The organism is Chlorobiota bacterium, assembly GCA_016700335.1.
Classification (GTDB): domain Bacteria; phylum Bacteroidota; class Ignavibacteria; order OLB7; family OLB7.
Genome location: CP065014.1, coordinates 3,116,805 through 3,142,838, shown reverse-complemented (window position 1 = coordinate 3,142,838; position 26,034 = coordinate 3,116,805). Strand labels below are relative to the sequence as shown.

The window sequence follows — 26,034 nt, the reverse complement described above, 5'->3', positions numbered from 1 at the left end:
GTAATTAATTTAAAAAGTTATTTAATTGGATCAAATACCATTCTTTGTCGTCATACATTATAAAATGCAGTCCTTTGTTGGAATATTGTAAGTTGGCAGTTTTCAAGTTTTTATATTGTTCTTCTATTGCAGGTTTTACATTTTTAAAATATTCTTCTAATAAAATCAGAGAAGGACATTTTATTGTTTTTATTTTTTCTCTCAAATCAGTGTTTGAAAAATCGCAATACATTTCTGCAAATGTTCTTCTGTCGGATTTAACACTCCAACCCACAACTAATTCTTGTTTTGAAGTATCCGCAACAAGTCTTGGAATAGACATTTTTTGCATTTGATAAAATTGTTCATTCGTTGCCGAGGTCATTTGATTAATCATTGCAGAACAGTCTGTTTTTTCTACTGCTTTAAAAGTCGGATTCATCAATGCTGCTAAGCAGGGAAGTGCGTCAACTACAATTATTTTTTCAATAAGTTCTGGATAGTCAGAAGCAATAGCCAAAGCCAACCCTCCTCCCATACTGTGTCCTATTAATATTGGCTTTTCAATTTTGTTTTCCTTAATGTAATTGACGATATTAGTTTCCCAATTTGTGAATGTTGCATTTGGTTGTGCTTTTACTTCTGCAAAACCTGCCATAGTCAAAGTGTAGCAAGTGAAATCCTTATCATATATTGATTTTGTTTCGTTCCATACTTCACCTGAACTGGCAAAACCTGGAATAAAAATGATTGATTGTTTGCCTTGTCCACTTATTTTTATATCAAATGGATACGACTTGTTTTGTCCAAAAAGATTTACACATAAAGCAGTAAATAAATATACGGTAGAGAAAAATTTGACTTTGTTCATTTTGTTTGTTTTTTAGTTTGTTTCTCTTTTAGATACGAGCTTGTCTAAAATGTTACAGTCTTCTAAAAAATAATTTCAAAATGCCCTAAAATGTTTATTAGGTAGCTTGTTCCACAGGGTTTCCGCTAACGTTTTACAGCTACCCGAAGGGCAGGACTTTTACTACAAAACTTGATTTGAAAAACTAATGTTTGATTAACAACAAAACTATCTTTGGAACACGAAACCCCGCCTTTTGGGTAGGTGCTGTTAGCGTTTCGTGCATTATTATCTGTCATGTTCGTTGACCGAATTACTGTTTTATTAACTTGTGTACAATGGTAGACTTGTTGGTCTGCACTTTTATTAAGTAATTACCGTTTGGAATATTTGCAATGGAAATTTTAGTTGTAAAATCCTCTTGCATTAATTTGCCAGTCAAGTCGTAAATTTTGATGTTCTGCAATTTTTGTCCGAAGAATTTTATAAAGACTTGGTCAGATGATGGATTTGGAAAAACTGCAAACTCATCTGAAAAATGGTTTTCGTCAATGCCAACCGAAGAACAATTGGTTTGTAAAATTTTATATCCAGTATAGTTTGAATAAGGTGGGGCTACAACAGACCATATATAAGCGATATGTATTTTACCATCAAAAAAATCTAAACCCCAAGTACCATAAGCATCAGAAGTACTACCGTAAGTTTGACACGTTGTGGGATTTGCAGGATTACTCACATCGATAGCTACTGCGTCCGACTTACCAGCTGCTAAATATATTTTTTTACAAATTGAATCATAAGCTAATTCATTGGCGTGACCATTTGAATTTGCCCAAGTAGAAAAGTTGTTGGTCGTGTCAGCCCAGGTACTTGGATGCCACCATGCAATTTGAGTAATACTACTAGGATTTGTAATATCTAATATTTCCATACCATAATAGTCAATGGCAACGTAAGCAAGGTTATTGTGTATGGTTATATTATTGTAAGCTGTTACTTTGTCAATTAGTGGAGGGAAACAGTATTGATTTATTTGAACTGGCGAATTAACATTTGAAATATCCACAATTCTCAAACCGCCTCTATCATAGCATACATAAGCATAATTTCCATTTAAACCAATTCCTCGTGCATTGTACAATGATGCGGCCCCTACAGTCGAATGTGGGAAAATATTACTAAAAGGTAAAGCACTTTTAAGCAGTATATTGCTTTTATTGCTAATATCTAAAATAATTAATCCATTTTGGTTTGCTGCTAAATAAGCATAGTTTCCTTTAACAACAACTGAACCCGAACCGCCTGTCAAACCCGAGTGAACATAAACATCCAAAACATTTGGAAGTAAAGGATTACTTACGTCTATTATGGCAAGGCCAGCCATTTCAGATGTATTCCAAATATTTCCTAAACATACATAAAGCCATATGCTGTCTTGGTACAAACTGATTGCGTCTAAATTCCCAAGCGAGGCCTTAGAAATTGTTGCAACAATAAAAGGAATTCCAGATGCATTATTGTCATATACTTTAACTCCACCAGCAACTGTAGCCAAATAGTCAAATGGTCTATGGAGTTTGTCTGCTTCTGGCGTTGTAGCATTACCAAAAGCAGAATTTGTGAATATGGAATCTGTGGCTTGAATATTATTCCAACCAACACATTGTGCCTGTGTTTGTTCTGTTGTCGCAGTAACTATCGCAACCCATGTAATTATTAAGTAAAATATTTTCATGTAATCATGATTTAGTTTTTATTGTGAATGTCGTTCTTGCATGACCGCTAACGTTTTTGGGCTTGGCGAAGGTGGCGATTTTACCACTGAACTTTCATACGAAGCACACACTTCAAATTTACGAAAAACTGTCCTACGAAGCACAGAACCGCCACTTTTGCCAAACCGCTGTTATCAGCTGCCCTTCTGTCTGTCCGAAGTGTTGTCGTTGTTGAATATACACTGAATTGTCCACGTTATTTACGGTCTGGTCTGCGGTGAACGGGTGCGGTTGCTTGCACTCTCTTTTGATTTTGCTGCGTTTGCCTGTGTGTGGTGGCAAAAGCAAATGTGAGTGCAAATGCGTTGGCTTTGTATGCTGTGTCGTCAAGATTGTTGGTTTCATTGTGCAATTGCAATTTTATTTTCAAACTTCATCAAATTCAAACTTGTCAAAATTACGATTAATGTCACTCCCACGTCTGCGGCAATAGCAAAAACTAAATTGCTGTAACCTACGAAAGCCAATGTGATAAAAATAATTTTTACTGCTATTGCTCCGATGGTGTTGAATTTTATTCTGCGTAATGTTTTTTGACTTAACCGAATTAAAAACGGTATGAGTGAAAGTTTGTCGTTCATCAATGCAATATTTGCGGTTTCTATTGCTGTGTCGCTACCTGCTGCTCCCATTGCTATGCCTACGGTGGATTGTGCTAAAGCTGGTGCATCGTTTATGCCATCGCCTACCATTGCTACGAATTTATACTGCTGTAAAAGTTCTTTGATTTTGTCGGCTTTGTTTTCGGGTAACATATTTCCGAATATTTTTTTGATGCCTACTTGCTCGGCTACATAGTTTGCTGCTTTTTCGCTGTCGCCTGTAAGCATAACGGGTTCTATGTTCATTACTTCTATTTCTTTTAATGCTGCTGCACTGTCGGGTTTTATTTCGTCCATTAAACCTATAATACCTGCCACACCATCACCAAAACTCACTACTACACTTGTTTTTCCTTGTGATGAAAGTTGCTCTACAATTTTTTCGGCTTCGTTGTCTGTTGGTTGATGTTCTTTGATAAATTCCAATTTACCAACATAAATTGTTTCGTCCTCACACACCAAACATTTTGCTGTTGCCCCTTTTCCCATTATGCTTTTAAATGCTTCGGCTTTGTGTGGTTCAAATCCTTCTTTTTTGCTTGCATCTACTATTGCTTGTGCCAATGGGTGTTCGCTGAAAATTTCTGCTCCTGCGGTGCAAGCCAAAAGTTCTTCTCGGCTTGTTCCGTTCAACGGAAAATATCTGAAACAATCGGATTGCCAAAAGTGATTGTTCGTGTTTTGTCTAATGCAATGGCTTTTATGTTTGCCAATGCTTCCAAATATTTTCCACCTTTTACCAATGCTCCTTTTGCTGATGCGTTTCCGATGGCTGCATAGATTGCAACTGGTGTAGATATAACCAATGCACAAGGACAAGCGATAACCAAAAGTGTAATTGCCTGTTGCAACCAATGATTGAGGTCTAATTGCAAAACGAAAACAGGAATTACGAAAACTAAAATTGCCATTGCAATAATGGAAGGTGTGTAATACTTTGAAAATTTCTGAATGAATTTTTGTGTTTCGCTTTTATTGCCCTGTGCTTCAAAGGTGAGGCGAATGATTTTTGAGAAAGTTGTATCAACAGAAAGTTTTGTTGTTTCTATTTCTATAAAACCATTTTTGTTTAATGTTCCTGCAAAAAGATTGTCGCCTGTGTGTTTGTCTTTGGGTATGGGTTCGCCTGTGATGGCAGCTTCGTCAACGGTGGTTTCTCCTGAAATTATTTTTCCGTCAAGCGGTATCATTTCACCTGCTTTAACTTGAATGATTGTTCCGACTGCAATTTTATCAATAGGAACATTTTCATTTTGTGATTTTACAAAAGCGGTCTTTGGTGCTTTGCTAACCAACTCATCTAATGCAGATTTTGAATTTTCTATTCCAATATCTTCTAACCGTTCGCCTAAAACATACAACACAATTACAACGGCTGCTTCGGGATATTCGCCCAGATAAAATGCTCCGATAACTGCAATGGTCATTAATAAATTGATGCTGCTGAATTGAAGTTTGAAGATTGCTTTTACTCCGTTCCACAAAACATTGTAACCAATTCCTAAAATGAAAATGGCGAAAACAAAGGGAGCATAAGGCATTGGTATATGAATGCCTATGATGGATAAAATTTCTAAGGCAACTACTATAGTGATTGCAGAAAGAAGGAAGAGAAATTTTTTGTCTTTAATTGGGAGTTTCATTGTTTGAAATAATTAATGTTATTAATGTTGATGTGCTTCGCCTTTGTTGTTCATTTTAGCCAAAATGAAAAATGCTCCATTCACAACTACTTTGCTGTTGGCAGGAATTTCTTTGAGCAAAGTAATTTCACTGTAACCTACATCGGTAGTGCCTTTACGAATTGGAATTTTTTCAAAAGTTGTTCCTTCTTCCTTGTGTTCGGGTTCTTCTTTTTCGCTATGCTGATGTCCGCTTTCATCGTGTTTGTGTTCGGCTGTTTCGGTTTCGCTGTGGTGTTCTTCTTCGCTATGAGCATCGGTAACAATAAAAATATAGTCCTGCCCTTCGTGGTTTACAATGGCGTTGGTAGGCACGGCATCAACGGTGGCATTTTCTAAACTTACCAATGCAGTTATGCTCATTCCGTCAATCAATCCTTGCTTGTTTCCTTTTACCATTGCGTGAACTGAAATGGCTTTGGTGTTTTGTTCAAAGGTGTTGTTTATGGCATAAACATCGGCATCGTATTCTTTCCCAGGATTGTTGGTAAGTGTAAAATGTATGGTTTGCCCAACTTTTAGTTTTTGTAAATCCTTTTCATACACATACAAATCCAAATGTAGTTGGCTGTTGTCCACTATTTCGGCAATAGGATTGTTTGCATCTACATAGCTGCCGATGTTTACCATTACATTGCTTATTGTGCCGTTTATTGGACTGGTGATGTTTGCAACGGATTGGATGTTTTCGCTTGTGAGTGATTTGGTGTTAATTCCAATAAGTTCTAATTGCTTTTGCAAACTTGCTTTTCGTGCCTTTAAAGTTTTTAGTTCTGCATCGGCTGTTTGTAAATTTTTCAATGCTCCTGCGTTGCCTTGTTGCAATTCTTTTTGTCGGGCAAATTCCAATTGGGCTAACTCCGTTTTTGAAGAAACGCTTAAAAATTCCTCTTGCATTGTGATAAAAGTATTGTTTGAAATGGTTGCAATTATTTGTCCTTTGCTTACCGTATTTCCAGTTTGCACTAAAATGGATTTGATAACTCCACCAAGTGAAGCGGTTGCATTTGCCTTGTTTTGATTTGGCACTTTTAAAATTCCATTGGCTTTGAGTGAGGCGGTAAGTTGTTTTTTCTCAATGCTTCCCAATTCAATTTTTATGGATTTCATTTGTTCGGCTGTAAGTGTAGCCGTGTTGGAGTTTTCGTGTTCATCGTGGTGTTCGGTTTCATCTCCGTGAGTTTCTGTTTTATTGCTGTTGCAGGCTGCAAATACTATTGATATTGCAAGGGCTGCTATGAAGATTATGTTTTTCATTTTTCTAAAATTTATTTGTTGATTAAGAAATTAATGTTGATGATGGATTGATTGATTTGATTGATGGATTGCAGATAATTTAACTGCACATCGGTAGCGGTTTGCAATGCTTGTAAATACTCAATGTAACCAATGTCGCCACTTTTAAAACCCACTTTTGCGGTGCTGATAATTATTTCGGCATTAGGCAAGGCAGTTGATTTGTAGTAGTTGTATTGCGACAAATTTTGATTGTATTGCTGAAAAGCATTTTGCAATTGGGTTTGTAAAATCAGTTTTCCGTTGTCGGCTTCTTTTTGCAATGCCTGTTGTTTATAGTCAAGCGATTTTATTTTTGAAGCGTTGCTGAAAAATGTAATAGGAATACTGATACCTACATTAAAACCCTGAAAGCGTTTGCTACCGTCAAAATTTACATCTGCTCCATTGATGCTTTGCACTCCGATTAGGGACTGGTTGAAATAGCCGACATTAAAATCGGGTAAAGTGGATGCAGTTTCGACTTTCTTATTTTGCTCGGCAATTACCGCTTGCTGATACAGCAACTTTAACGATGGGTTATTTGTTATAAGTGTTGTGTCCAACGAATTGGAAATTGCAAGCGGTTGAAAATTTTCGCTATCATTAATTGCAAAATCTTCGCTTGTATTCATTAGCGTTTTCAACGAATTGTAAGCCGTGGTATAATCGGTTTCGTTTTGTTTAAGCAAAAGAGAAAGTTGTCCTCGCTTTGTTTCGGCTGTGGTTTTTTCCAATAAATTTGTTTCGCCTGTTTTGTATCGTAAGGTGGCAGCACTCACAAAATCGTTATACAAACTGTCTAAAGATTGCAATTGCTTATTGGTCGTTTGCAAATACTGCAACTGATAAAACCAGTATTGCACCTGTGCTTTTATTTCGTTGGCAGTGGCTTGTTGTTGCAATTCACTACTTTGCAATTCGGCTTTATACAAGCCTGATTTTGCAGTATAATAAGTAGGGAACGGAATACTTTGCGAAACTTGAAATGCCTTGTCCTGATTGATGCTATTGTATTGCCCAAACTGGAAATTGACATTTGTTTTAGGCAATTCAAACACTGATTTTTTCAAGATGGTGGAAGATTGCACATTGAATTGTTTCGATTGCAATTCCAAATTATTTTTCAATGCTGTGGTTATAGCATCATCAACGGAAATACCCTTTGTTGTTGGTGATTGTGCATTGGCAACATTAAAAGAAAGCAAGGCAAAAACTAAAATGCTTGCCGTTGAAATATTGATTTTTCTTTTTCTTTTAGATGAAAATATAACATACAGCAAAGGCAAAACAAAAAGTGTAAGGAAAGTTGCGGTAATCAATCCTCCGATTACAACGGTTGCCAAAGGTTTTTGAACTTCTGCCCCTGCACCGTGAGAAAGTGCCATTGGCAAAAATCCTAAGGATGCAACTGTGGCGGTCATTAACACGGGTCGCAGACGAATTTTTGTTCCTTCCTTTATGCGTTGTAGAATGTCAGTCATTCCGTCTTTTTCCAATTGGTTGAAAGTTCCAATCAGCACAATGCCGTTTAAGACTGCTACACCGAACAGGGCAATAAAACCAATACCTGCCGAAATACTAAAAGGCATATCACGAATGAGTAAAGCGAAAACCCCACCTATTGCACTCATTGGAATAGCGGTATAAATTAAGGCTGCTTGCTTTACTGAACTAAACGTGAAATAGAGTAACATAAAAATAAGTGCCAATGCCACGGGTAATGCAATCATCAGGCGTTTGCTTGCTGCTTGCAAATTTTCAAATGTTCCTCCATAGGTGTAATAATATCCTTCGGGCAATTTTACTTTTTCATTCAGCTCTTTTTGAATGTCGCTTACAACACTTGCTACATCTCTTCCTTTGATATTGAAACCCACAACTATTCTACGTTTACCATCTTCTCGGCTTATTTGTGCAGGACCTAATTCCATTTTTATTTCGGCAACTTGTGAAAGTGGAATTTGTGTTCCGTTGGTAGTTGGGATATATAAATGACTTACATCGTCAATGTTGTTTCGGTGTGTGCTGTCAAGCCTAACCACTAAATCAAATTTGCGTTCGTTTTCAAAAACAACTCCTGCATTGCCACCTGCAAAGGCGGTGCTTACAATGTGATTGATGTCCTCAATGTTTAAACCATAATTGGCAATTTGAGAACGGTTGTATTTAATTACGATTTGCGGCAATCCTGCAACTCGTTCAACGCTTGGTTCGGTTGCTCCTTCTACACTTGCTACAATTGCGTTTACCTTGTTTGCATAGTTTAAAAGTGTGTCCATATTTTCACCGAAAATTTTTATGGCTACATCTTGGCGAATACCTGTCATTAGTTCGTTGAACCTCATTTGTATGGGTTGGTTTTTTTCAAAGAAAACGCCTGGGATAGTGCTTAATTTTTTTTCTATTTCTTCTGCCAATTCATCATAAGAAATATCTCTTTTCCATTCGCTTGGCGATTTTAAAATTATCATCATATCGGTGGCTTCTGGTGGCATTGGGTCGGTTGGCACTTCGGCACTTCCTGTTTTACCTACTACCATTTTTACTTCGTCAAATTCTTTGATTAGTCGGGATGCTTGCATAGAAGTTTCCAAACTTTGCGAAAGTGATGTGCCTTGTGGTAATATGCAATGAAAAGCAAAGTCGCCTTCCTGTAAGGTGGGGATAAACTCACCGCCCATTTTTGAAAAAAGAAACACGGAAACAACAAATACTGCAACGGTTGCACCCACTATTATTTTTTTGAAACGGATTGCTTTTTCTAAAAGTGGTGCATAAATACGTTGAAAAAAATTCATCATTCTATCGCTAAGTGTCTGTTTGTGCGAAATGGTTTTGGGTAAAAACGCTGCACACATCATTGGAATGTATGTAAGCGATAAAATCAATGCCCCAAAAATGGCGAAACCAACGGTTTGAGCCATTGGGCTGAACATTTTGCCTTCAATGCCAACTAATGTAAGGATAGGAATGTAAACAATAAGAATAATGATTTCTCCAAAGGCTGCACTGCTTCTAATCTTAGATGCAGATTGAAAAACCTCCTCGTCCATTTCTTGTTGCGATAATTTGCCTATTGCTTTTCGCATACCTAAATGGTGTAAAGTGGCTTCTACAATAATTACTGCACCGTCCACAATTAAACCAAAGTCAATTGCTCCCAAACTCATAAGGTTTGCACTTACTCCAAATACATTCATCAAGCCCAATGCAAAAAGCATTGATAAAGGAATGGCAGAAGCTACAATCAAACCTGCTCGAAGATTTCCAAGAAATAAAACCAATACGAATATTACTATTAAAGCACCTTCAATCACGTTTTTTTCTACGGTGCTGATTGCTCTGTTTACTAAATCCGTTCTATCTAAGAAAGGTTCTATTACTATGTCTTTAGGCAATGATTTTTGAATGGTTGCCATTTTATCTTTGATACGACTAACCACATCGGCACTATTCGCACCTTTCAGCATCATTACAACTCCACCTACTGCATCTACTTCACCGTTGTAGGTCATAGCACCGTAACGGACTGCACTACCAAACTGCACTTCGGCAACATCTTTTATTAAAATAGGAATACCGTTAGGATTTGTTTTTACCACAATGTTTTTGATGTCGTCAAACGAACCGATTAAGCCCACACCACGAATGAAATAAGCATTTGGTTTTTTGTCAATGTATGCCCCACCCGTGTTTTCGTTGTTCTTTTCTAAAGCAACAAAAATTTCGGGAATGGTTATTCCCATTGCAATAAGTCGGTCGGGATTTACCGCAACTTCATATTGTTTCATTTGTCCGCCAAAACTGTTTACCTCTGCAATTCCTGCTGTTCCGTAAAGCTGTCGGGCAACAATCCAGTCTTGCATTGTTCGCAAATCCATTGCGGTATATTTACTTTCGCTACCTTTTTTGGGGTGAATGATGTATTGATATACTTCGCCCAAACCTGTGCTAACAGGTGCTAATTCGGGTGTGCCAACACCTTTTGGGATTTTGGTTTCCGCTTCTTTCAGTCGTTCGTTAATCAGTTGTCGGGCAAAGTAGATGTCCACTTTATCGTCAAACACAACGGTAATTACCGAAAGTCCGAAACGGGAAATGCTCCGCAGTTCTTCTAAGTCGGGAAGGTTGGCAATGCTTTGTTCTATTGGGTAAGTTACCAACTGTTCAACCTCTTGTCCTGCAAGGGTTGGGCAAACCGTAATGATTTGCACTTGATTGTTGGTGATGTCGGGAACTGCATCAATAGGCAGTTTAGTTGCACTCCACACTCCCCAAACAATGAGTGCAAGTGTCATCAGTGCAATGATGAATTTATTTTTTATGCTGAACGCAATTATTTTGTCTAACATTTTTTTTATCAGTTTAATGAATGAATACAGGATTACTTGCGGTGCGTTAGCACTGCAAGTAGTTTTGTTTTGTTCCGCTGAAAGCGGAACATCAGAAATTCATTAACTGATTTTTGGCGGTTGCCAAATGGAAAAATATACTTCGGAAGAAAAGAATGCCTTATAAGCACTAACCTTTTGGGCTACTGTCGGGAAATTTTGCGATAAGTCGGCTTGAAAGTGTGTAAAACTGCAAGATTGTCCGCAGCAAGCACACATACAAAAAGGTGAGCAATTCTCGGTGTCGCTTTCGTGGTCTGAGTGGTCGGTAGTGGCAAATGTTGATTGGTCGACACTCATATAATTACAGTCGTCCTTGTCGCTGCACGGCATACAGGACAAAGCCAAAATGTAAAAACTGAATATGAGTGTCAAAACTTGTTTCACGGGGCAAATATAGGGAAAAATACTGTCGGTTGTGCTGAAAATTGTCGGTTAGTAGGGGTGCGGCAGGGCAAAATAAAATGTGCTGCAAAAGCGGGTCGGCTTGTGGGTGGCTTTGCAGCTCTTTTTATTTTGCGAAGGGATAGCCAAACGGCTTTGCCGAAAATTGCATTGTCGGTCGGTTTATGTCTGTCGGTTAATGGTCGCACTGTCGGGTTTTAGGGTTGCTGATAACGTTTTGCAGCTACAAGAAGTTGGCGATTTCGGAGACGAAAACTGTCTGCCAGCACTGAACTTGATACGAAGCACAAAGCTTCATTAAACCACTGAACCGCCAATTTCTTGTAGGTGCTGTTATATGCCGTTTTTCTTTGTCGCATCAAATTTTCAATAGAGTATTTACGCTAATTTTTGATTCCAATGTTTTTAAGATGATGTCCAGTTCAATATTGGCTTCCGCTTGTAAACCCATACATTTAGATATTCCAGCACTGTCTGTACTCATACGTTCATATAAACTTAGATGGTAGCCATTGTCTTTGCCTTTTAGTTGGTAAGAATGAAAGTGCATTGAATCTCCAATTTTTGCAGTCTTTGAAATGTGAGAAAAAGAAAATTCTTTTTGCATATAGTCTAACAAACAGTCTTGGACAACAAGAACTAAATGCTTGCTTAAATGCTCAAATGTTTCAATCTTATGATGAAGTTGAACAAGAATTGTTTTTGCTGTCATTTTCCAATTCATTCCATAAGGTTTTCCTGAATCTGAATCGCTGTCTGCAACAGGAATATTTAGTGATTTTAAAAACCGTTGTCTTTCTGGCCAAACTGTTCCTGTGGTATCAAGCGTTTGTAATTCAATACCGACAAAGTCTTTTACTTTATTGTCTTTGGCTGAAACCAATATATAGTCAATACTACCGCCTGGTATTGAAACTTCGGAAATTACGTGCAAGTCATTGCCTGGCTCGTGTAATGTTAATAGATGAATGCAATCAATAAATATTTTTCGATTTTCTAAAAGTCTGTGCGGACAAATAATAACATCGTTTTTACCGTACTTAACTGTACAAGTTCCGATTGAAATTTCAGGTTGACTTTTTCTTGATTTAATACACTTCCTGTTTAGAAATGCACATTGTTGATTGGTTACAATATTATTCCAATTCTGCCCTTCAGCATTAGTTGATATTGTAAAAAGTTCAGAGAGTTTCGTTGAGTTCATAAATGCCTATTCTGTTTTGAGCTAATTCAATATATTCTTGTGATAAATCAATTCCAATAGATTTTCTATTGAAATGAAGAGCTACTTTATTTGCTGTTCCTGTTCCACAAAATGGGTCAAGTACAATTCCGTCATTCGGACAAGTTGCCATTATAGGAATTCTACATAAGTCTTCTGGAAATGCTGCAAAGTGTTTTTCCCTTTTTTGTGTGTCTTCGGGTATAATATCCCAAACATCACAAGGCAGTGTTCCATTGGGATTGTACATTAAAAAATAAAAACCTTTTTCATTTAGTTCCTTTGCTCGTCCTGATACATTGGCAGAGTCGGAATGTGTTGTTCTTTGTTGATTTCTAATTATCATCCTAAAGTCAGAGATTTCACCTTGACTAATTCTTTTCCAATACTTTATTTAATTGTGCTAATGCATTTGCCTTTTCTATTTCAGAAAGAGAAGTTGATAATTCAATTTGTCTTTTATACCTTATTCCTGTTACGCCTGTTGCAGAAACAACAGAACCATTTTTTACTGATGCTTCTCTTGGTTTTGTTCTTATTGAATTGGCATCGTAATAATAACCTTTTGCTTTCTTAACAAAATGGAAGAAGTTTTCGTGTACATTTCTTAATCTGTCATTACTGCTGTGAAGTCCACCTTTATGTTTATTCCAAATAATACTATTCCTTAAAATCCATTTTTGCTCGTCCATCATTTTAATGGCTACTCGCCAAGGAATTCCTTGAAGTGATTTATTGCCATAAGTGTCGCCAATGTTAAGCCAAAATGAACCCGTTGGCTTAACTACACGATACAATTCTTTTATAATTTCAAGTAGGTTTTCAATAAATATTTCGGGCTTGTCTTCAAGTCCAATTCCGCCATTTGAATAATCTCTTTGTCCCCAATATGGTGGACTAGTTATTATACAGTCAATTGAATTTGATGGGAATGATTTTAAGACTATTAAACTGTCCCCTGTTAAAAATAGAGGCAGTTTGTCTTCCGATTCAATGTATTCATTTATTTCAAAGTCTTCTGTCATTTTACAAATTTAGTCATTATTTTGGGTTGTCTGTGTGTCGTCTTAAAATGGCATATAACGGTTCTCGGCTTGGCGATGTGGCGGATATTTAGCACTGAAGTTCATAAAAGTTCCAAATGTTTGTTTTTGTACAAATGTTCATTAGAATTATGTCAGCCGCCATATTGCCAAACCGATGTTGGTGGCAGTTTTTATTTTGTCGTGTAGTTGTCCCAAGTTGCTTTAGTTATGTCTGCGATTATTTCCTCTCCATCTTTAAATTTTTCGGTCGTGTTATGAACAAAGATTGAAATAATAAGATACTTCCCATTAGGAAGTTTCACAATTCCAATATCATTTATTGCTCCTGTTAGTCCTGCATCGTTTGTAAAAGAACTACCTGTTCTATGAGCAACCTCAGTATTTGTCGGTAATTTTGCTTTAATTCTATTTTGTCCAACCGAAGTTGATACCATTGTTTTATATAGAAATTTTGTAGATTTCTTTGTCAATAGTTTGTTTTCAAGAAAACGTTTTAATAGTTGATTCGAAAAGTTCGGTGTCGTTGTGTTCAAAAATTGTGCGTCCCAATTTTGGTGCATTCCTTCTTCGTCATTTTTAATTATGAAATCAGCACTGTTTATAAATTTGTCAACTGTTTTAACACCTCCAACTAGTCGAATTAATATATCACATAAATTATTGTCACTTACCGAAATTGTCCATTGTAAAGCCTCTTTGAGAGTAATTGAAACATCTCCGTTTGGATATTTCTCTCTGAATGGACTCCAAGTATTTTCTAGTAATTCACTTTTTTTGATAAAAAGTTTTTGGTTTAATGAAAGTTCTCCTTTATCAACTTTATCCAAAACAGTTAGAGCAATATGAAATTTAAAAGCACTAATCATTGGATAGTGTTTGTTTCCATTAAAGCTCAAAGTGTCCCCATTTTCTAAATTCAAGATTGAAACTCCAACATCGGCTTTTTTTGTTGATATAATTTGCTCAATTTTTTGTCGAAGGTCAGTTTGTCCAAAAGTTTGGGTGTAAGAAACTGTCACAAAAATTAGTAGGAAGAATTTTGTCATAAAAAAGTTTACTATAGTCTGTTTGTTTTAGTTGTCGGTTTGTAAAATTGCCACCAACGGTTGCGTGTATGAAACGTTTGGCATTTCGAAGCGATTTCCTTTCAAGTTACAACTACTTTTGATACGAGCTGAAACGCTTGATAAACCACTGACTGCCAAATGTTTTATACACGTTGTTAGCCGTTCGGTGTTATTTTCCTGATTTTCTCTGTTGTCGTCTTTGCATAACATTTGGCAATTGTCCGCAGTTGTCTTTCCGCCTAAGTGCCAGGGTGTTATGTGGTCGCCTTCCATTCCTTCAATTTCATAATGTTCTGTGCATACAGGGCAAATTCCTTTTTTGCCGAATACCTAAAAATCTTTCTTCTCTTGTCAAAATGTAGGCGTAAATTCCTTTTTTATTCTCTACATCTTCGTCTAACATCAAAGTTGTTATTTCATCTTCAAGTTTTTTCGGGTCAAATTTTTGGGTTTTATAGTCATTGTAAAGAAAACCCCATTTTATACCTTTCATTTACTTTTTGCGATTGTTTTGGGAAAGTTGCTTTTACCCAATTTATAACAGCTTGAAAATAAAGCCAAAATTCATTTGCGTTTGGGTCGTGTTGGTTCTTTGACATATAATCTTTAATACTGCTTTTAGAAATCCAATCAATCGCAGTTTCAAGATATTCTTGTCTGTTTGCTGAACCTGTTAAATATTCATCACCAATTTTTGGTCTGCTATTTTTTGAAAAATATCGTTTAGCATCAGAAACCCAAGAGCCTGAATAAACAGCGTTTTTTAACTCTTGTGGAGTTAAAACTTTGCCAGCAATATTTATTGTCTCAAACCAATCTAATTTTTCACTTTCTGTTCCTCAGCAAAAATAAACCATTAATTTGTAGTTTAATATTTGTTCTTGCTTGTCTTTTAAATTGTGAAAATGCTGATCCATGAATTGAAAATCTCCGTCCACATATTGGCAAATTGAAATTGTTCTTTGTTGTCCGTCTATGACTTCAAATGTTCCGTCTTCACGAACTGCCCAATACATAACATTTAAAGGGAAATTTTTTGTAATTGTGTTGATTACAGCATCTCTTTCTTTGTCTTTGTAAATAAATTCTCGTTGATAAGGTGGTCGAATATCTAACTTTACCACCAAACCCAACAACTCCATTTTCGTTGTTGTCTTGATACCCATTAGTTAGGTCTCTGATTGTTATTTCTTTTAGTTCTATTTTCATTATTTTACTTTTTATTTTTAATTATAAATTCTTGCATAAACGACATCTTCAGAGATTTTTACCATTGTGTCTCTTACATATAGTAAAACCTTTTATCGAATTGCAATTTAGTAATCGGGTCTCTAAATTTTTCATAACGTTTATTTGGCGTAAAATTTTCTTCACCAATACCAAGTGTTTCAATTTCAAATTGGTCAGGATTATATTTGTCTAAAAATGTAATTGGCACGCCCATTGCACCCTTGAAATCCATAGGAATATCTTTAGTTTTATCAACATTAATTGCATCGTAGTTATCGTAAAATGGATATTCTTCTGGTGTATATTTTTATAAAGAATTAAATCTTCGTGTCGTTTGTTTATGTCAAGGTTTGTAAACCAATGCACACCTGAAACTCTTATCATTCCTTCTTTGTGGTCTCCTGCCGAGGCATAGTCTTCATAGTGATTATTTATAAAGTGGGCTGCACCACCTTTGAACCCATAGCCTAACCACATTTTATCTTCCTTAATTAGTTTGAAAATTTCTTTGTATGAAATTGCGTTTTGGTGTCCAACAATTAAAAATTTTTTGTCATATTCAATTAGTTGAGCAACATATTCACGGAAAAGTGAAAATGGTGGATTTGTTACAACAATGTCGGCTTGTTTTAAAAGGTCAATACATTCCTTACTTCTAAAATCTCCATCACCTTTTAATTTCTGTACACCAATTTCATTTGGGTCTGGAACTTTGTTATCATTCTTGTCGCCTTCATAAACCAAATAAATTGCCTGTTCAGATTTGTGTTCGCTAAACAAGTCCATATCTTGATTTTTGTAACAAGTTGCGATTAGTTTTTTAAGTCCAAGTTTCTAAAAAAAAAAAAAAAAAAAAAAAAAAAAAAAAACACTTTGCATAAAAAAAAAAAAAAAAAAATTTTTATCATGTAATAAGTTTAAAAAATGGGAAAAAAACCCCAAAGTTTAGAAGAAAAAACAAACTTTATTTGGGTAGGGGAAGGAAGGGACTATTAATTTTGTTATTTTTTTGGGGTTATAAAGTTTTAAATTTTAAATTTTAAAAATTAAATTTTTGCAAGGCAGGGCCGGGTTTCCCTGCGGGCGCTTTTATATGCTTGATAAACCTACATAATCCAAACAGCTATTTGTTGACTATGTGTAGTTTTGTCACATTCTTTGTTATACCAAATATAAGTCATTATTGTCATAAATAATCAAAAGGGGATTTAATATTCTGAATGCTTTTGATTGATACATGTGTATATATTTCTGTTGTTCTGCTGCTTTTATGACCCAACAATTCTTGTATATAACGCAAATCGGTTCCCGACTCCAACAAATGTGTGGCATAACTATGTCGCAACCAATGCAATGTTGCTGGCTTTGTAATCTTGGCTTTTGTCAAAGCTTGTTTCAAAACACTCTGCAAACTCTCTGCACTGTATTTTACCCCCTTTGTTTGACCTTCAAAAAACCAAACCTCAGGCTTATATATTTTATAATATTCCCTCAATAGTTGAATAGTTTTAACTGATAGCGGAACCATGCGGTCTTTTTTGCCTTTGGCTTGTTTAATAAACAATAATCCACGATCACTATCTATATCATTTGCCTTTAAATTCAAAAGCTCACTTCTTCGTAATCCACAAGCGTAAATTAAACTTAACATCACCCTATGTTTAAAATTGGTATGTACCTCCAATATTTTTTTTACATCTTCCTTGCTCAATACATTTGGCAAAGGATGCGACCGCTTTGGTCGGTGAATAAGGTCTACATTAATGCTAACATTGTGTACCGACCTGAAAAACAATTTCACAGCATTCACCACCTGATTTTGATACGATGATGAAAACTTATACTTCAATATATATTCTTTGTTAAACGTTATAATATCATCGTTTGTGATTTCAGCCAACGCTTTTTTAGAATAGAATTTTAAAAATATTACCAATGCCTCCGAATAAGTCCCAATAGTATTATTACTATATCTCCGCGAGAGCATCCAGTTTTTAAATTTTTCTATTTGTTGTAACAATTCTTCAGAAAGCACATTTGCTTTGACAGATGCACTGCTATTTTTAAAAGTGTTGATCTTATCTTTTAACGGTTGCGCATCAATAACAGCAATACCTGCAAATAAATTTTTCACCTGATGCAATACATCAATAGAGTAGGAGGTATACCAAGCTTTATGAGTGTTGCTCCATTTTGCTTCAGTCAACTGTTTAGTCAACTCAATCAATTTACTGTTGTAAGGAAATTTTAAAAGGAGAATTTGTTTTCCTTTATGTTTTACTGTGTCTAATACAATTTCTGTGATATCTTTTTTCATATAAAAGCGAATATGTTAAATGCATTGAAACCGAATCTAAAAAACCTTCTTCACCTGCAACTCGTCCAATTTTATGCCCTAATAAATCTTGAATGTATTTTATTTCACAAATTTATTAATGGATAATATCTTTCTTTAATTATATTTAAATGATGCAATAAATGACCAACCATGGTAAATCCAATTGCTAATACAGAAATTTCTTTATTAAAACTAATCCCTATCTCCAATAAATTCTCATCATTAAAACTTTTAAATAATTGAATTGATGAATCCCTTACACATTTAAATTCATGAATTAAATCATCTAATTCTCTATTATTTGCATTAGCATATTTGGCAAAATTATTTTCATTAAATGATGGAAGTGAAGTTTTATCTTTTCTTGCAAAACTCAAAGCACGATAAGTAAATATTCTTTCAGTGTCAATAATATGTTGTAAAATATCTTTGATACTCCATTTATCATCTTGATAAATTTTGTTTCCAATTTCAATCAAAAACTTTTTTTCATTTAATATTAAATTTTCACCGAATTTTTCTAAAGCTAAATTTATATCTACATCATCAACAAGATTTATATACCTATCAAAGTAATCTGGCAGTACAATTAAGTCTGATTTTTTCATGCAATATTATATTAAGATAATTATAAATACTAAGCAAAAGACATACAATATTCTTCCCAAGGTTTAACATTTATACTTTCACCATTACTAGCATCTGTAAATGAATATGGTGCCATTAGCTCTTTAAATGAAGGATCTCCATTAGAACCAGCAAATTTTCTTTCATAACTTAAAGTTACACTAAAGCTAAAGAAAAATACTTCTACTTCAATTTCTAGCTCAGCTCTTCCAATTAATTTACCTGATTCAAATTCATAAGTCATTGAAAGTTTTAGAGTAATTGTAGCTTTAATCAAGCCAAGTACACTTAATCTTCCACAGATTCTTAAGTAACCTTCAAGTGTGGTTTTTGTAACCTCTTCGTCTTTCCCATCTATTTTTTGAACAATCCTTTCTAAACTAAAATAAATACCAAGCATTATTTCAACACTACCAGAAGCAACACCAAAGTCAAGCCCCACCTTAGCCCCAGCCTCAAGAGCCATTTCAATCTTTTGCATTCCTTTTGGTGTAAGAACTATTCCAAAGAATCCTCCTCCTCCAATAATCCATACAGTCATACAGAATGGATTTTCCCTTGTACAGAAATTAAATCCAAAAGATAATGGAGGTCCTATAAATGGAACATTTAAGAATGCTCCTAGGGCCATATTTGTTAAAGAGAATACCCCAACAGCCACATTTGGTAAAGCAATAGAGAAACTTGCTTTAATTCCTTCAAGCGAAACATCTAAAGCAGGCGGATCACTAAATCCATCAAGTGGAATTAAATTTTTTAAGGTTTCAATAAATGATAACGGACCAACAAATTTGATTTCATCAAAATCACATACAATATCTGGTTTACCACTTGTCCCCATTTTAAATTCAATTTTATTAAAATGAAGTTCAATTAGAGTTGCTAATTGTGGTAAAATAGCAATAGTGAAATTTTGTAAAGAAGCACTTCCATTTATTTCTGGAGCACTTCCCCCTGTTAGCTTTGCCTTCATATAAACACCAATTGTGAAGGTAGCTTTTTTAGATTTATTACTAGCAATAAATATTGGTTTACTAGAAGGGAAACTTTTTAGTTCTGGTTTCCATTCAAGTGAAATTCTAATTTCCCCACCATTTCTAAGTCCATCAATAAAGTCTCTTAACTTATCCAACCAATCAATAACAGTTTCAACTTTATCCACAATATTCGCAACTTCTCCTAAAGCATTTGAAATAGAATTTCTTTGAGGTGAAGGAATTAAAGTTATTAAATTTATATCAGATCCTAATTCTTTAATATGAGTAGATAAAGCATTAAGAGCATTTTCTAATGGATCGAAGCTATGAGTTAGTGGGTCACCAGAAGAAAATATAGCTGTAAATTCATCAATAATCTTTTTAGTATCATTGAAAATGGATTTTATACAACCGAAAGCTTTAATAATTCCTTTTAAATTATCAACAACTTGTTGAACAGTCTGAATTCCAGTTGTAGCCCCACCAATAAGAACTTCAATATCACTTATTGGCTTAATTATTCCTTGGCGGACAGGTCCAGGAATAATAAATATTGCATCAATTTTATTACAAAGTCCATTTAAATCAGTTTTTAAATCTCCAAGATGATTTTTAAGTGGATTTAAATTGAAATTTAAAAAATCTGTGAATTCTGAATTTGGTTGTTGAACTTTTGTTTTGATCTCATTGAAAAGGGATTGTACATCTGAATAAACAGAATTTACATCATCTTTAACTTTTTCAATTTGAGGTTTTATTTTAAATGAATTTACTACATCACTTGCATATTTTAAAATACTCTCAACATCACCAATAACATTTTCAATTGTACTTAATGGAGTAATTATCAAATTCCTAGCAGAAGAAGGGATTTCTCCAACAGAGTTAACAGACCCGATTAATCCAAGTATATTTCCACTCAAACCATTTACATGGTTAATCATTGGAATTAAATCAAGCGATTCAAAATTTGAGGTTCCAGAAATTGTTTGAACATCGCTTATAATTGAATTAATACTATTTTCAATAGAAATTAAACTGTTCTTAATTGGATCAGTTTTACTTTTAATAGAATTTTGAATAGTATTTGATAATGAAGAAACTTCATTTTCAAATTTCTGTTTAGCAGAACTAATTAAATTATTTATCTGTTTGTTTAGAACTGCTTGGATTTGATCTTTTAACTTATTTACTAATCCATTTATTACTGATGTGAATTGAGTGCTAGCTGCATCAAATGCTTTTTTAAATACTTCAGCAGCCTTTGAATATCCTTCATTTATTGGATCACCACCCTTGCCCATTGGATCATTAGTTGCTAAGTCAAGAACGAATTGAGCAATTTCAAAAAGAGTTTTGAAATTATTTACCATTCCTTCAACATTTTCTGTCATTCCACCTAATAGCTTTGGAACTGCTTCTCTAACATCAAGACCAACAGCAGATAATATATCCCATAAATCAAAAACTCCAAACAATTTTGGGGAAAAACTATCCATTAATCCAGCAAAGTGAGATTTAGGATCAAAGTTTCCACCAGCAATTGAAGACAAGTCGCCATTTTTAGAGCCAATAGGACCCATTACTCTAGATAACCCTTTAACATCAATATTTGGTTTTGCAAAAGCTCCAGCTCTATCACCAACATCGCTAAAATTTAGGACATTTTTAGAAAGAGCTTTTAAAAAAACTTCACCTTTATTTGAAGATCCATCAAATCCACTTTGAGCAAATATTTTCTCAAAACCTACATTTATTGGTGTGGTGTTCCCCGTAATCCCTTTCATTGCTGGGACAATGATAGCTGTTCTTTTTACAATTGGATGAAAATTAGAAAAATTATCTCTTCTCGATACTGAGTAACCAGCAAACCTTATTTTTTGTGTTTCAAAAGATGTATCTCCAGTTTTAGCACTTGGGGCAAACATTATAGTTTTTCCACCCGTACTAACTTCTACTAGAGCTTTTGTTGAATTGTCATCTTTATTATATTCTTCTACAATTTTATTTAATTTTGATGAATCAGCATTAATGTTATTCTCGACAAACACTAAAGGCATATTGAGCTCAACAACAGTACCTCCAATATCTTCAGCGTTAATTTGGAAAATAAATGGCTTACCTGCTACATAAGGCCAAAATCCAGATTGAGAAAAGCTGTTAATATCATGTCCCTCTGGTTTATCAAGGTTTGGAGTAACAGCAGTCATTATCTCAACTCTTTTCAATGGCATTTCAAAATCAGCCCTAACATTACCACTTTCTTCATGTACTCTAGTTACTTCTGCATTATAAGTTCTCACTTTTTCCCTAACAATCAAAAACATCCTTTGTCTTAAATACGCAACATTCCCCGGTACATCATTATGAAATTTTCTTTCAGTGACTTTAACTAAAGAAGCTTTATGTCCAAATGGAAAAAGGTAACCAGCATAAACTACTTTTACATAATGGTCTCTTCCCATAGTCCCTCTATGTTGCCATTGTTGAACAGAAAGCTTAGGTTGAGCATCAACATATTTATCTAAATTCCAATCACCCTTGAAATCCAACCAAGCTCCTAATGAGGATAACATCAAGGATTTAACATTTACAGGGGCTGGCTCTTTAAGTTTTGCTAGTTTTGCAATTCTATAATTTGAAGTAAGTTCTACAATATTACACCTATCCAAATCATCTAAACTCATCCTAAAAGGTGTTCCAGGAGTGAGCCCTTTGTTATTCGAATTATAATGATTTTTGTTTATGCTGAAATCATAGTCAGGCGACCAAATAGCACGAATAATTTCATCATATTCTTCACTTGTATAATATGTTTTGGATTCGTCATTATAGAATCTCCTTCCAAGTCTGGTGTGCCAAAGTTCAATTTTCCCACCAGATTTACTTGCCACTGGTAATGGTGCATGTGCCCAACCGCTTTGCCTACTCGGGGATATTATTAGCCTATAAGGAGCTTCAATTGCAGTTTCTGTTCCAGTAGGTTTGTAGGGTATTGGTGTTTCATTTTCAGATGAATCTCCCCAATCATCGAAAACTTTATATTTAAATTTTTCTGAATTAATTTTACTTAAGTCAATACCTGAATCTGAATTGAATTGCTTTCCAGTACCAAATTTATTTGAAACAGTTCCACTAGAAATAACATTTTTTGGAGTTTGCATCATTTCAGACCTATATTGAAATAATTTACTTCGCACCCCTTTACTACCATCCAAATTTACATCTCCTATTGCTTTTGTACCAATACTTTCAGACCCTACTTTAACTGTTGAAAATTCATTTTCTTTCTCTTTATCAGATTTATCTAATATCCTTTGTGAAAAAATAACACCTGTACTTACCAAAGTACTCAATATTTTCCAATCGTATTTTGGTTTGGCAGTTGAAGCCGTATTCATTTCAAGAGTTGAGCATAGTTTTAATAGATTTTCTAAGTTCAACTCTATATTTGCCAAACTAGAAGGAACACGAAAAACAATTCTACTAGGTCCTGATATACGAGATTTAACTGGAGGACCAGTTAATGTTTCATTACCATTGTTATTAGGGATAGTATTTCCATTTTTATCTTTTGAAATTAAATTCGGATCAGTTTCCCAGAAAGCTTCTTCTGCAATATTCTGAGGTTGGAAATGAACAATCATGTAAGCTCTGCCAGATCCTCTTTTTGCAAATCCATTACTTACAGTAAAATTATCAAACTCAAAATCCAAAGCAACAAGATCTTCTGGTCTAATCAAACTAATTCTAGGATTCATTGTAAGAAAAATTGATGAAACAAGCTTATCATCACCTGCTTGCAATTCATCATTTATTACAATTACATTATTTTTTGAACGACTTTTTTTCCATTTCTTAGTATAACCATCAGAAAATAAAAGCTTTTGTTCATTTTGAGTTAAAGTTGGTTCACTAATAACAGTGCTATCTTGAACTGGAACAAAAGTACCTTTCAAAGCAGGAGCACAGTAAACAGAATCTAACTTACCGTTGACACTTTTAATTTCAAAATTATTTTTAGGTATAGCAGATGAATCTATTACATCATCAGTTTTATCATTATCATTACTATTGTAATTAGCTTCAGGGTAGTTTCCTAAGAATACCGATAAATTATCCGCGTGAAGCCATTTAGATTCTCTTCCATATTCTGCAATCAAAACTCGTTTATCACCTTCTTCATCAAAAGTAATTGCGTAACGTGGTTTATTTAGAGGTAAGTTGAAAGCGGCACCAAACCCACCAATTAGAGCAGAATGAGGTACAACATTTAAAGTTGAATTATTATCTTTTGAATGAGCAATTACAACATGGTATTGATTCCCAATTTTACTTTCTCCACTTTCAATATCAATAAAAGCAAAAGTTTCATTATTTGCTTGGAAATTCCACTTATTATCATCATCCGTAACTACTGGTACAATACCCCACAAATTTTCTCCTCTTTTAATCGAAATTAAAGTTCTTTTGTTTGAAGGGTTATTAACAAAACTCTTTGATTCTTTACTTAAAATAGATACATCAATATTATTAGTAAAAATATCTGAACCTAATCCAGCAATCATACCAATGTTATTACCAATAATTGACATACCCCAATCTGAATTAAATTCAGCTTGTGCAAAACCTTTTGATAATAATCCTACCCCTTTTTTCAATTCACAAAATACATTATTAAGCTCCATAGCACCATTAAGAGGTGAATAACCCAAGAGCCAATTTTCTAAATTTCCCTCAGCTTTAAATCCACCAATTAACATTTTAATCGAAATTGTCCTTCCAAATATTCCTGGTTTTATAATTGCACTAAAATCAGCACTTAATTTTGTGCCAGGATAAAAAGCATTTTTTAATATTATTAATATTTGCGAATTATTGTTCTTTAAAATTACTTCTGGTTTCCCTGAAAAATATTTAGCATCAACAACAAACCTTTCGCGACCTTTGAGTAACAAAGCAACTCTATTCTTGGAAGATGTTATTTTAAAATCATTGGCAAGAATTGCTGAAAACCTTTTGAATAATGGGTATGCAGTAACCAATGCAACTCCAGACATCCCTATCATTTGTCTTCGTGAATATTCAACTGAATCATCTTCTGTTAACAAAATCTTTTTTGCAGAATTCTTTTCGTTTTTGTTAAAACTGAAATTTCGTAAAGTGCTGATGTTGAGGCGTGCCATAGATCTGATTAATTAATTTTTTAAATGAAAAAAAATTACAGTTACATAGTAGAAGATTTAAATTATTGATCGAATAATAAAAATATTCTATTACACAAAAAAAGTCTTTACAAACCTAATAAAATGATTGCTTGAAAAGTAATAAATATTTAAATTATTATTTCTGGAACGTTGTTGATTTAAATTTGGAACTATCAATAAGTAATTTAAATAATAAGAAATTCAAGTAACTTAAATTATTAAGCTTAGTTTTTTTGTTTAATAAACGAAACTTAAATTTATAATTAAAATAGTAGCATTTATGTTATAATAAAACAATAAAACGATAAATTAACATAAAATCTATCAATTCGAATAAAATTTAATCATATCATATAAAATTAATTTGTAAATTATACATTATTGTTTTCACTTTAATTTTATAAATAAATCCAGCTCTATTTAAATTATTAAAAATATTAGAAATAAAAAATTTTAAGTACCTCGATATTCAATACTAGCAAAAAAGAACTGTTCTTAATTTTAAATAAATTAGAATATGTTATATCTAAAAAGGGGTTCATCTGGAGCATTTGTTGTAACATTACAAACAAAGTTATTAAATTCAGGATTTAATCCTGGTAAGATTGATGGTAATTTTGGAGGTGGTACTGAAGCTGCTGTAATCGCCTTCCAAAAAAGTGAAGATTTATTACCAGATGGAATTGTTGGTATTGAAACAATTGCCAAACTAAAATTATCAAACACACCTCAAGAAGTTATAGAACCAAATACAACTTCATTTAAAAATAAATTCTCTGTAGAGATAGTTTCAAAATTATTCCCAACAACACCAATTTCTAATATCAGAAAAAATCTCCCTTTTGTACTTGATTCATTAGCAGATTTAAAACTTGATGATAAGGATATGATTCTTATGGCTTTAGCAACTATCAGAGCTGAAACTGAGGGCTTTGAGCCGATAAGTGAATTTAGATCTAGGTGGAATTCATCCCCAAGAGGTCATTCTTTTGATTTGTATGATAATAGATCTGATCTTGGAAACAAAGGCAAGCCAGATGGAGCTAGCTTTAAAGGAAGAGGATTTATCCAACTAACTGGAAGAGCAAATTATACATTTTACAGTTTAAAATTAAGATTAGGTAATCAACTTATTGAATCACCTGATTTAGCTAATAACCCATCGGTTGCAGCTAAACTACTTGCATACTTTTTGAAAGATAAAGAAAAACTTATTCGACAAGCAATTTTAGAAAAGAATTTGAAACAAGCAAGAAAACTTGTTAATGGTGGCAGTCATGGCTACTCCATTTTTAAAAATACTTTTAAAACTGGCAATAAGTTGATTTGATTTTTTATAGACTTATTATTTTTTT

10 protein-coding genes and 4 pseudogenes are annotated in these 26,034 nt (G+C 34.1%); 1 reads left to right on the top strand and 13 read right to left on the bottom strand.

The features are described from left to right. Nucleotides 1-4 precede the first annotated feature (4 nt). From IPP08_12665 to IPP08_12605, 13 genes and pseudogenes are all read right to left on the bottom strand, one after another. Nucleotides 5-850 (bottom strand): alpha/beta hydrolase, encoded by an 846-nt coding sequence (locus tag IPP08_12665; protein QQS66584.1) that lies wholly within the window; start codon nt 848-850, stop codon nt 5-7. Nucleotides 851-1,142: 292 nt separating this feature from the next. Then, nucleotides 1,143-2,276, bottom strand: a complete 1,134-nt coding sequence (locus IPP08_12660; protein QQS66583.1) for a T9SS type A sorting domain-containing protein — start codon at nt 2,274-2,276, stop codon at nt 1,143-1,145. A gap of 672 nt (nt 2,277-2,948) precedes the next feature. Continuing rightward, nucleotides 2,949-4,852, bottom strand: a pseudogene (gene cadA / locus IPP08_12655) (cadmium-translocating P-type ATPase). Nucleotides 4,853-4,873: 21 nt separating this feature from the next. Further along, complete coding sequence (locus IPP08_12650) at nt 4,874-6,148, bottom strand: efflux RND transporter periplasmic adaptor subunit (GenBank protein ID QQS66582.1); 1,275 nt, start codon at nt 6,146-6,148, stop codon at nt 4,874-4,876. An 11-nt stretch (nt 6,149-6,159) separates the two neighbouring features. After that, nucleotides 6,160-10,521: a CusA/CzcA family heavy metal efflux RND transporter gene (locus IPP08_12645; protein ID QQS66581.1), complete on the bottom strand. Its 4,362-nt coding sequence runs from the start codon at nt 10,519-10,521 to the stop codon at nt 6,160-6,162. Nucleotides 10,522-11,323: 802 nt separating this feature from the next. Continuing rightward, nucleotides 11,324-12,169 (bottom strand): hypothetical protein, encoded by an 846-nt coding sequence (locus IPP08_12640; protein ID QQS66580.1) that lies wholly within the window; start codon nt 12,167-12,169, stop codon nt 11,324-11,326. Next, nucleotides 12,147-13,212, bottom strand: a pseudogene (locus IPP08_12635) (site-specific DNA-methyltransferase). Before IPP08_12635 ends, IPP08_12640 begins: the two are co-directional and overlap by 23 nt. A 191-nt stretch (nt 13,213-13,403) precedes the next feature. After that, on the bottom strand, nt 13,404-14,279 hold the full coding sequence (bla, locus tag IPP08_12630) for a class A beta-lactamase, subclass A2 (protein ID QQS66579.1): 876 nt from the start codon (nt 14,277-14,279) through the stop codon (nt 13,404-13,406). Nucleotides 14,280-14,306: 27 nt separating this feature from the next. Continuing rightward, nucleotides 14,307-15,509, bottom strand: a pseudogene (locus IPP08_12625) (DUF262 domain-containing protein). 73 nt (nt 15,510-15,582) lie between these two features. Beyond that, nucleotides 15,583-16,316, bottom strand: a pseudogene (locus IPP08_12620) (hypothetical protein). 400 nt (nt 16,317-16,716) lie between these two features. Then, nucleotides 16,717-17,847, bottom strand: coding sequence for a tyrosine-type recombinase/integrase (locus tag IPP08_12615; GenBank protein QQS66578.1), 1,131 nt, complete (start codon nt 17,845-17,847; stop codon nt 16,717-16,719). A 104-nt stretch (nt 17,848-17,951) separates the two neighbouring features. After that, nucleotides 17,952-18,476 (bottom strand): DinB family protein, encoded by a 525-nt coding sequence (locus IPP08_12610; protein QQS66577.1) that lies wholly within the window; start codon nt 18,474-18,476, stop codon nt 17,952-17,954. 29 nt (nt 18,477-18,505) lie between these two features. Then, on the bottom strand, nt 18,506-24,658 hold the full coding sequence (locus tag IPP08_12605) for a hypothetical protein (protein QQS66576.1): 6,153 nt from the start codon (nt 24,656-24,658) through the stop codon (nt 18,506-18,508). Nucleotides 24,659-25,196: 538 nt separating this feature from the next. Here IPP08_12605 and IPP08_12600 point away from each other — a divergent pair. Beyond that, the gene (locus IPP08_12600) at nt 25,197-26,009 is read left to right on the top strand and encodes a peptidoglycan-binding protein (GenBank protein QQS66575.1); all 813 of its coding nucleotides are present in this window, start codon (nt 25,197-25,199) and stop codon (nt 26,007-26,009) included. The last annotated feature ends 25 nt before the right edge of the window (nt 26,010-26,034 follow it).

Excerpts from the sequence above, each read along its gene's own strand:
- IPP08_12665 (QQS66584.1), bottom strand. The coding sequence starts at position 850 with ATGAACAAAGTCAAATTTTTCTCTACCGTATATTTATTTACTGCTTTA.
- IPP08_12650 (QQS66582.1), bottom strand. The coding sequence starts at position 6,148 with ATGAAAAACATAATCTTCATAGCAGCCCTTGCAATATCAATAGTATTT.
- IPP08_12645 (QQS66581.1), bottom strand. The coding sequence starts at position 10,521 with ATGTTAGACAAAATAATTGCGTTCAGCATAAAAAATAAATTCATCATT.
- IPP08_12640 (QQS66580.1), bottom strand. The coding sequence starts at position 12,169 with ATGAACTCAACGAAACTCTCTGAACTTTTTACAATATCAACTAATGCT.
- bla (QQS66579.1), bottom strand. The coding sequence starts at position 14,279 with ATGACAAAATTCTTCCTACTAATTTTTGTGACAGTTTCTTACACCCAA.
- IPP08_12615 (QQS66578.1), bottom strand. The coding sequence starts at position 17,847 with ATGAAAAAAGATATCACAGAAATTGTATTAGACACAGTAAAACATAAA.
- IPP08_12610 (QQS66577.1), bottom strand. The coding sequence starts at position 18,476 with ATGAAAAAATCAGACTTAATTGTACTGCCAGATTACTTTGATAGGTAT.
- IPP08_12605 (QQS66576.1), bottom strand. The coding sequence starts at position 24,658 with ATGGCACGCCTCAACATCAGCACTTTACGAAATTTCAGTTTTAACAAA.
- IPP08_12600 (QQS66575.1), top strand. The coding sequence starts at position 25,197 with ATGTTATATCTAAAAAGGGGTTCATCTGGAGCATTTGTTGTAACATTA.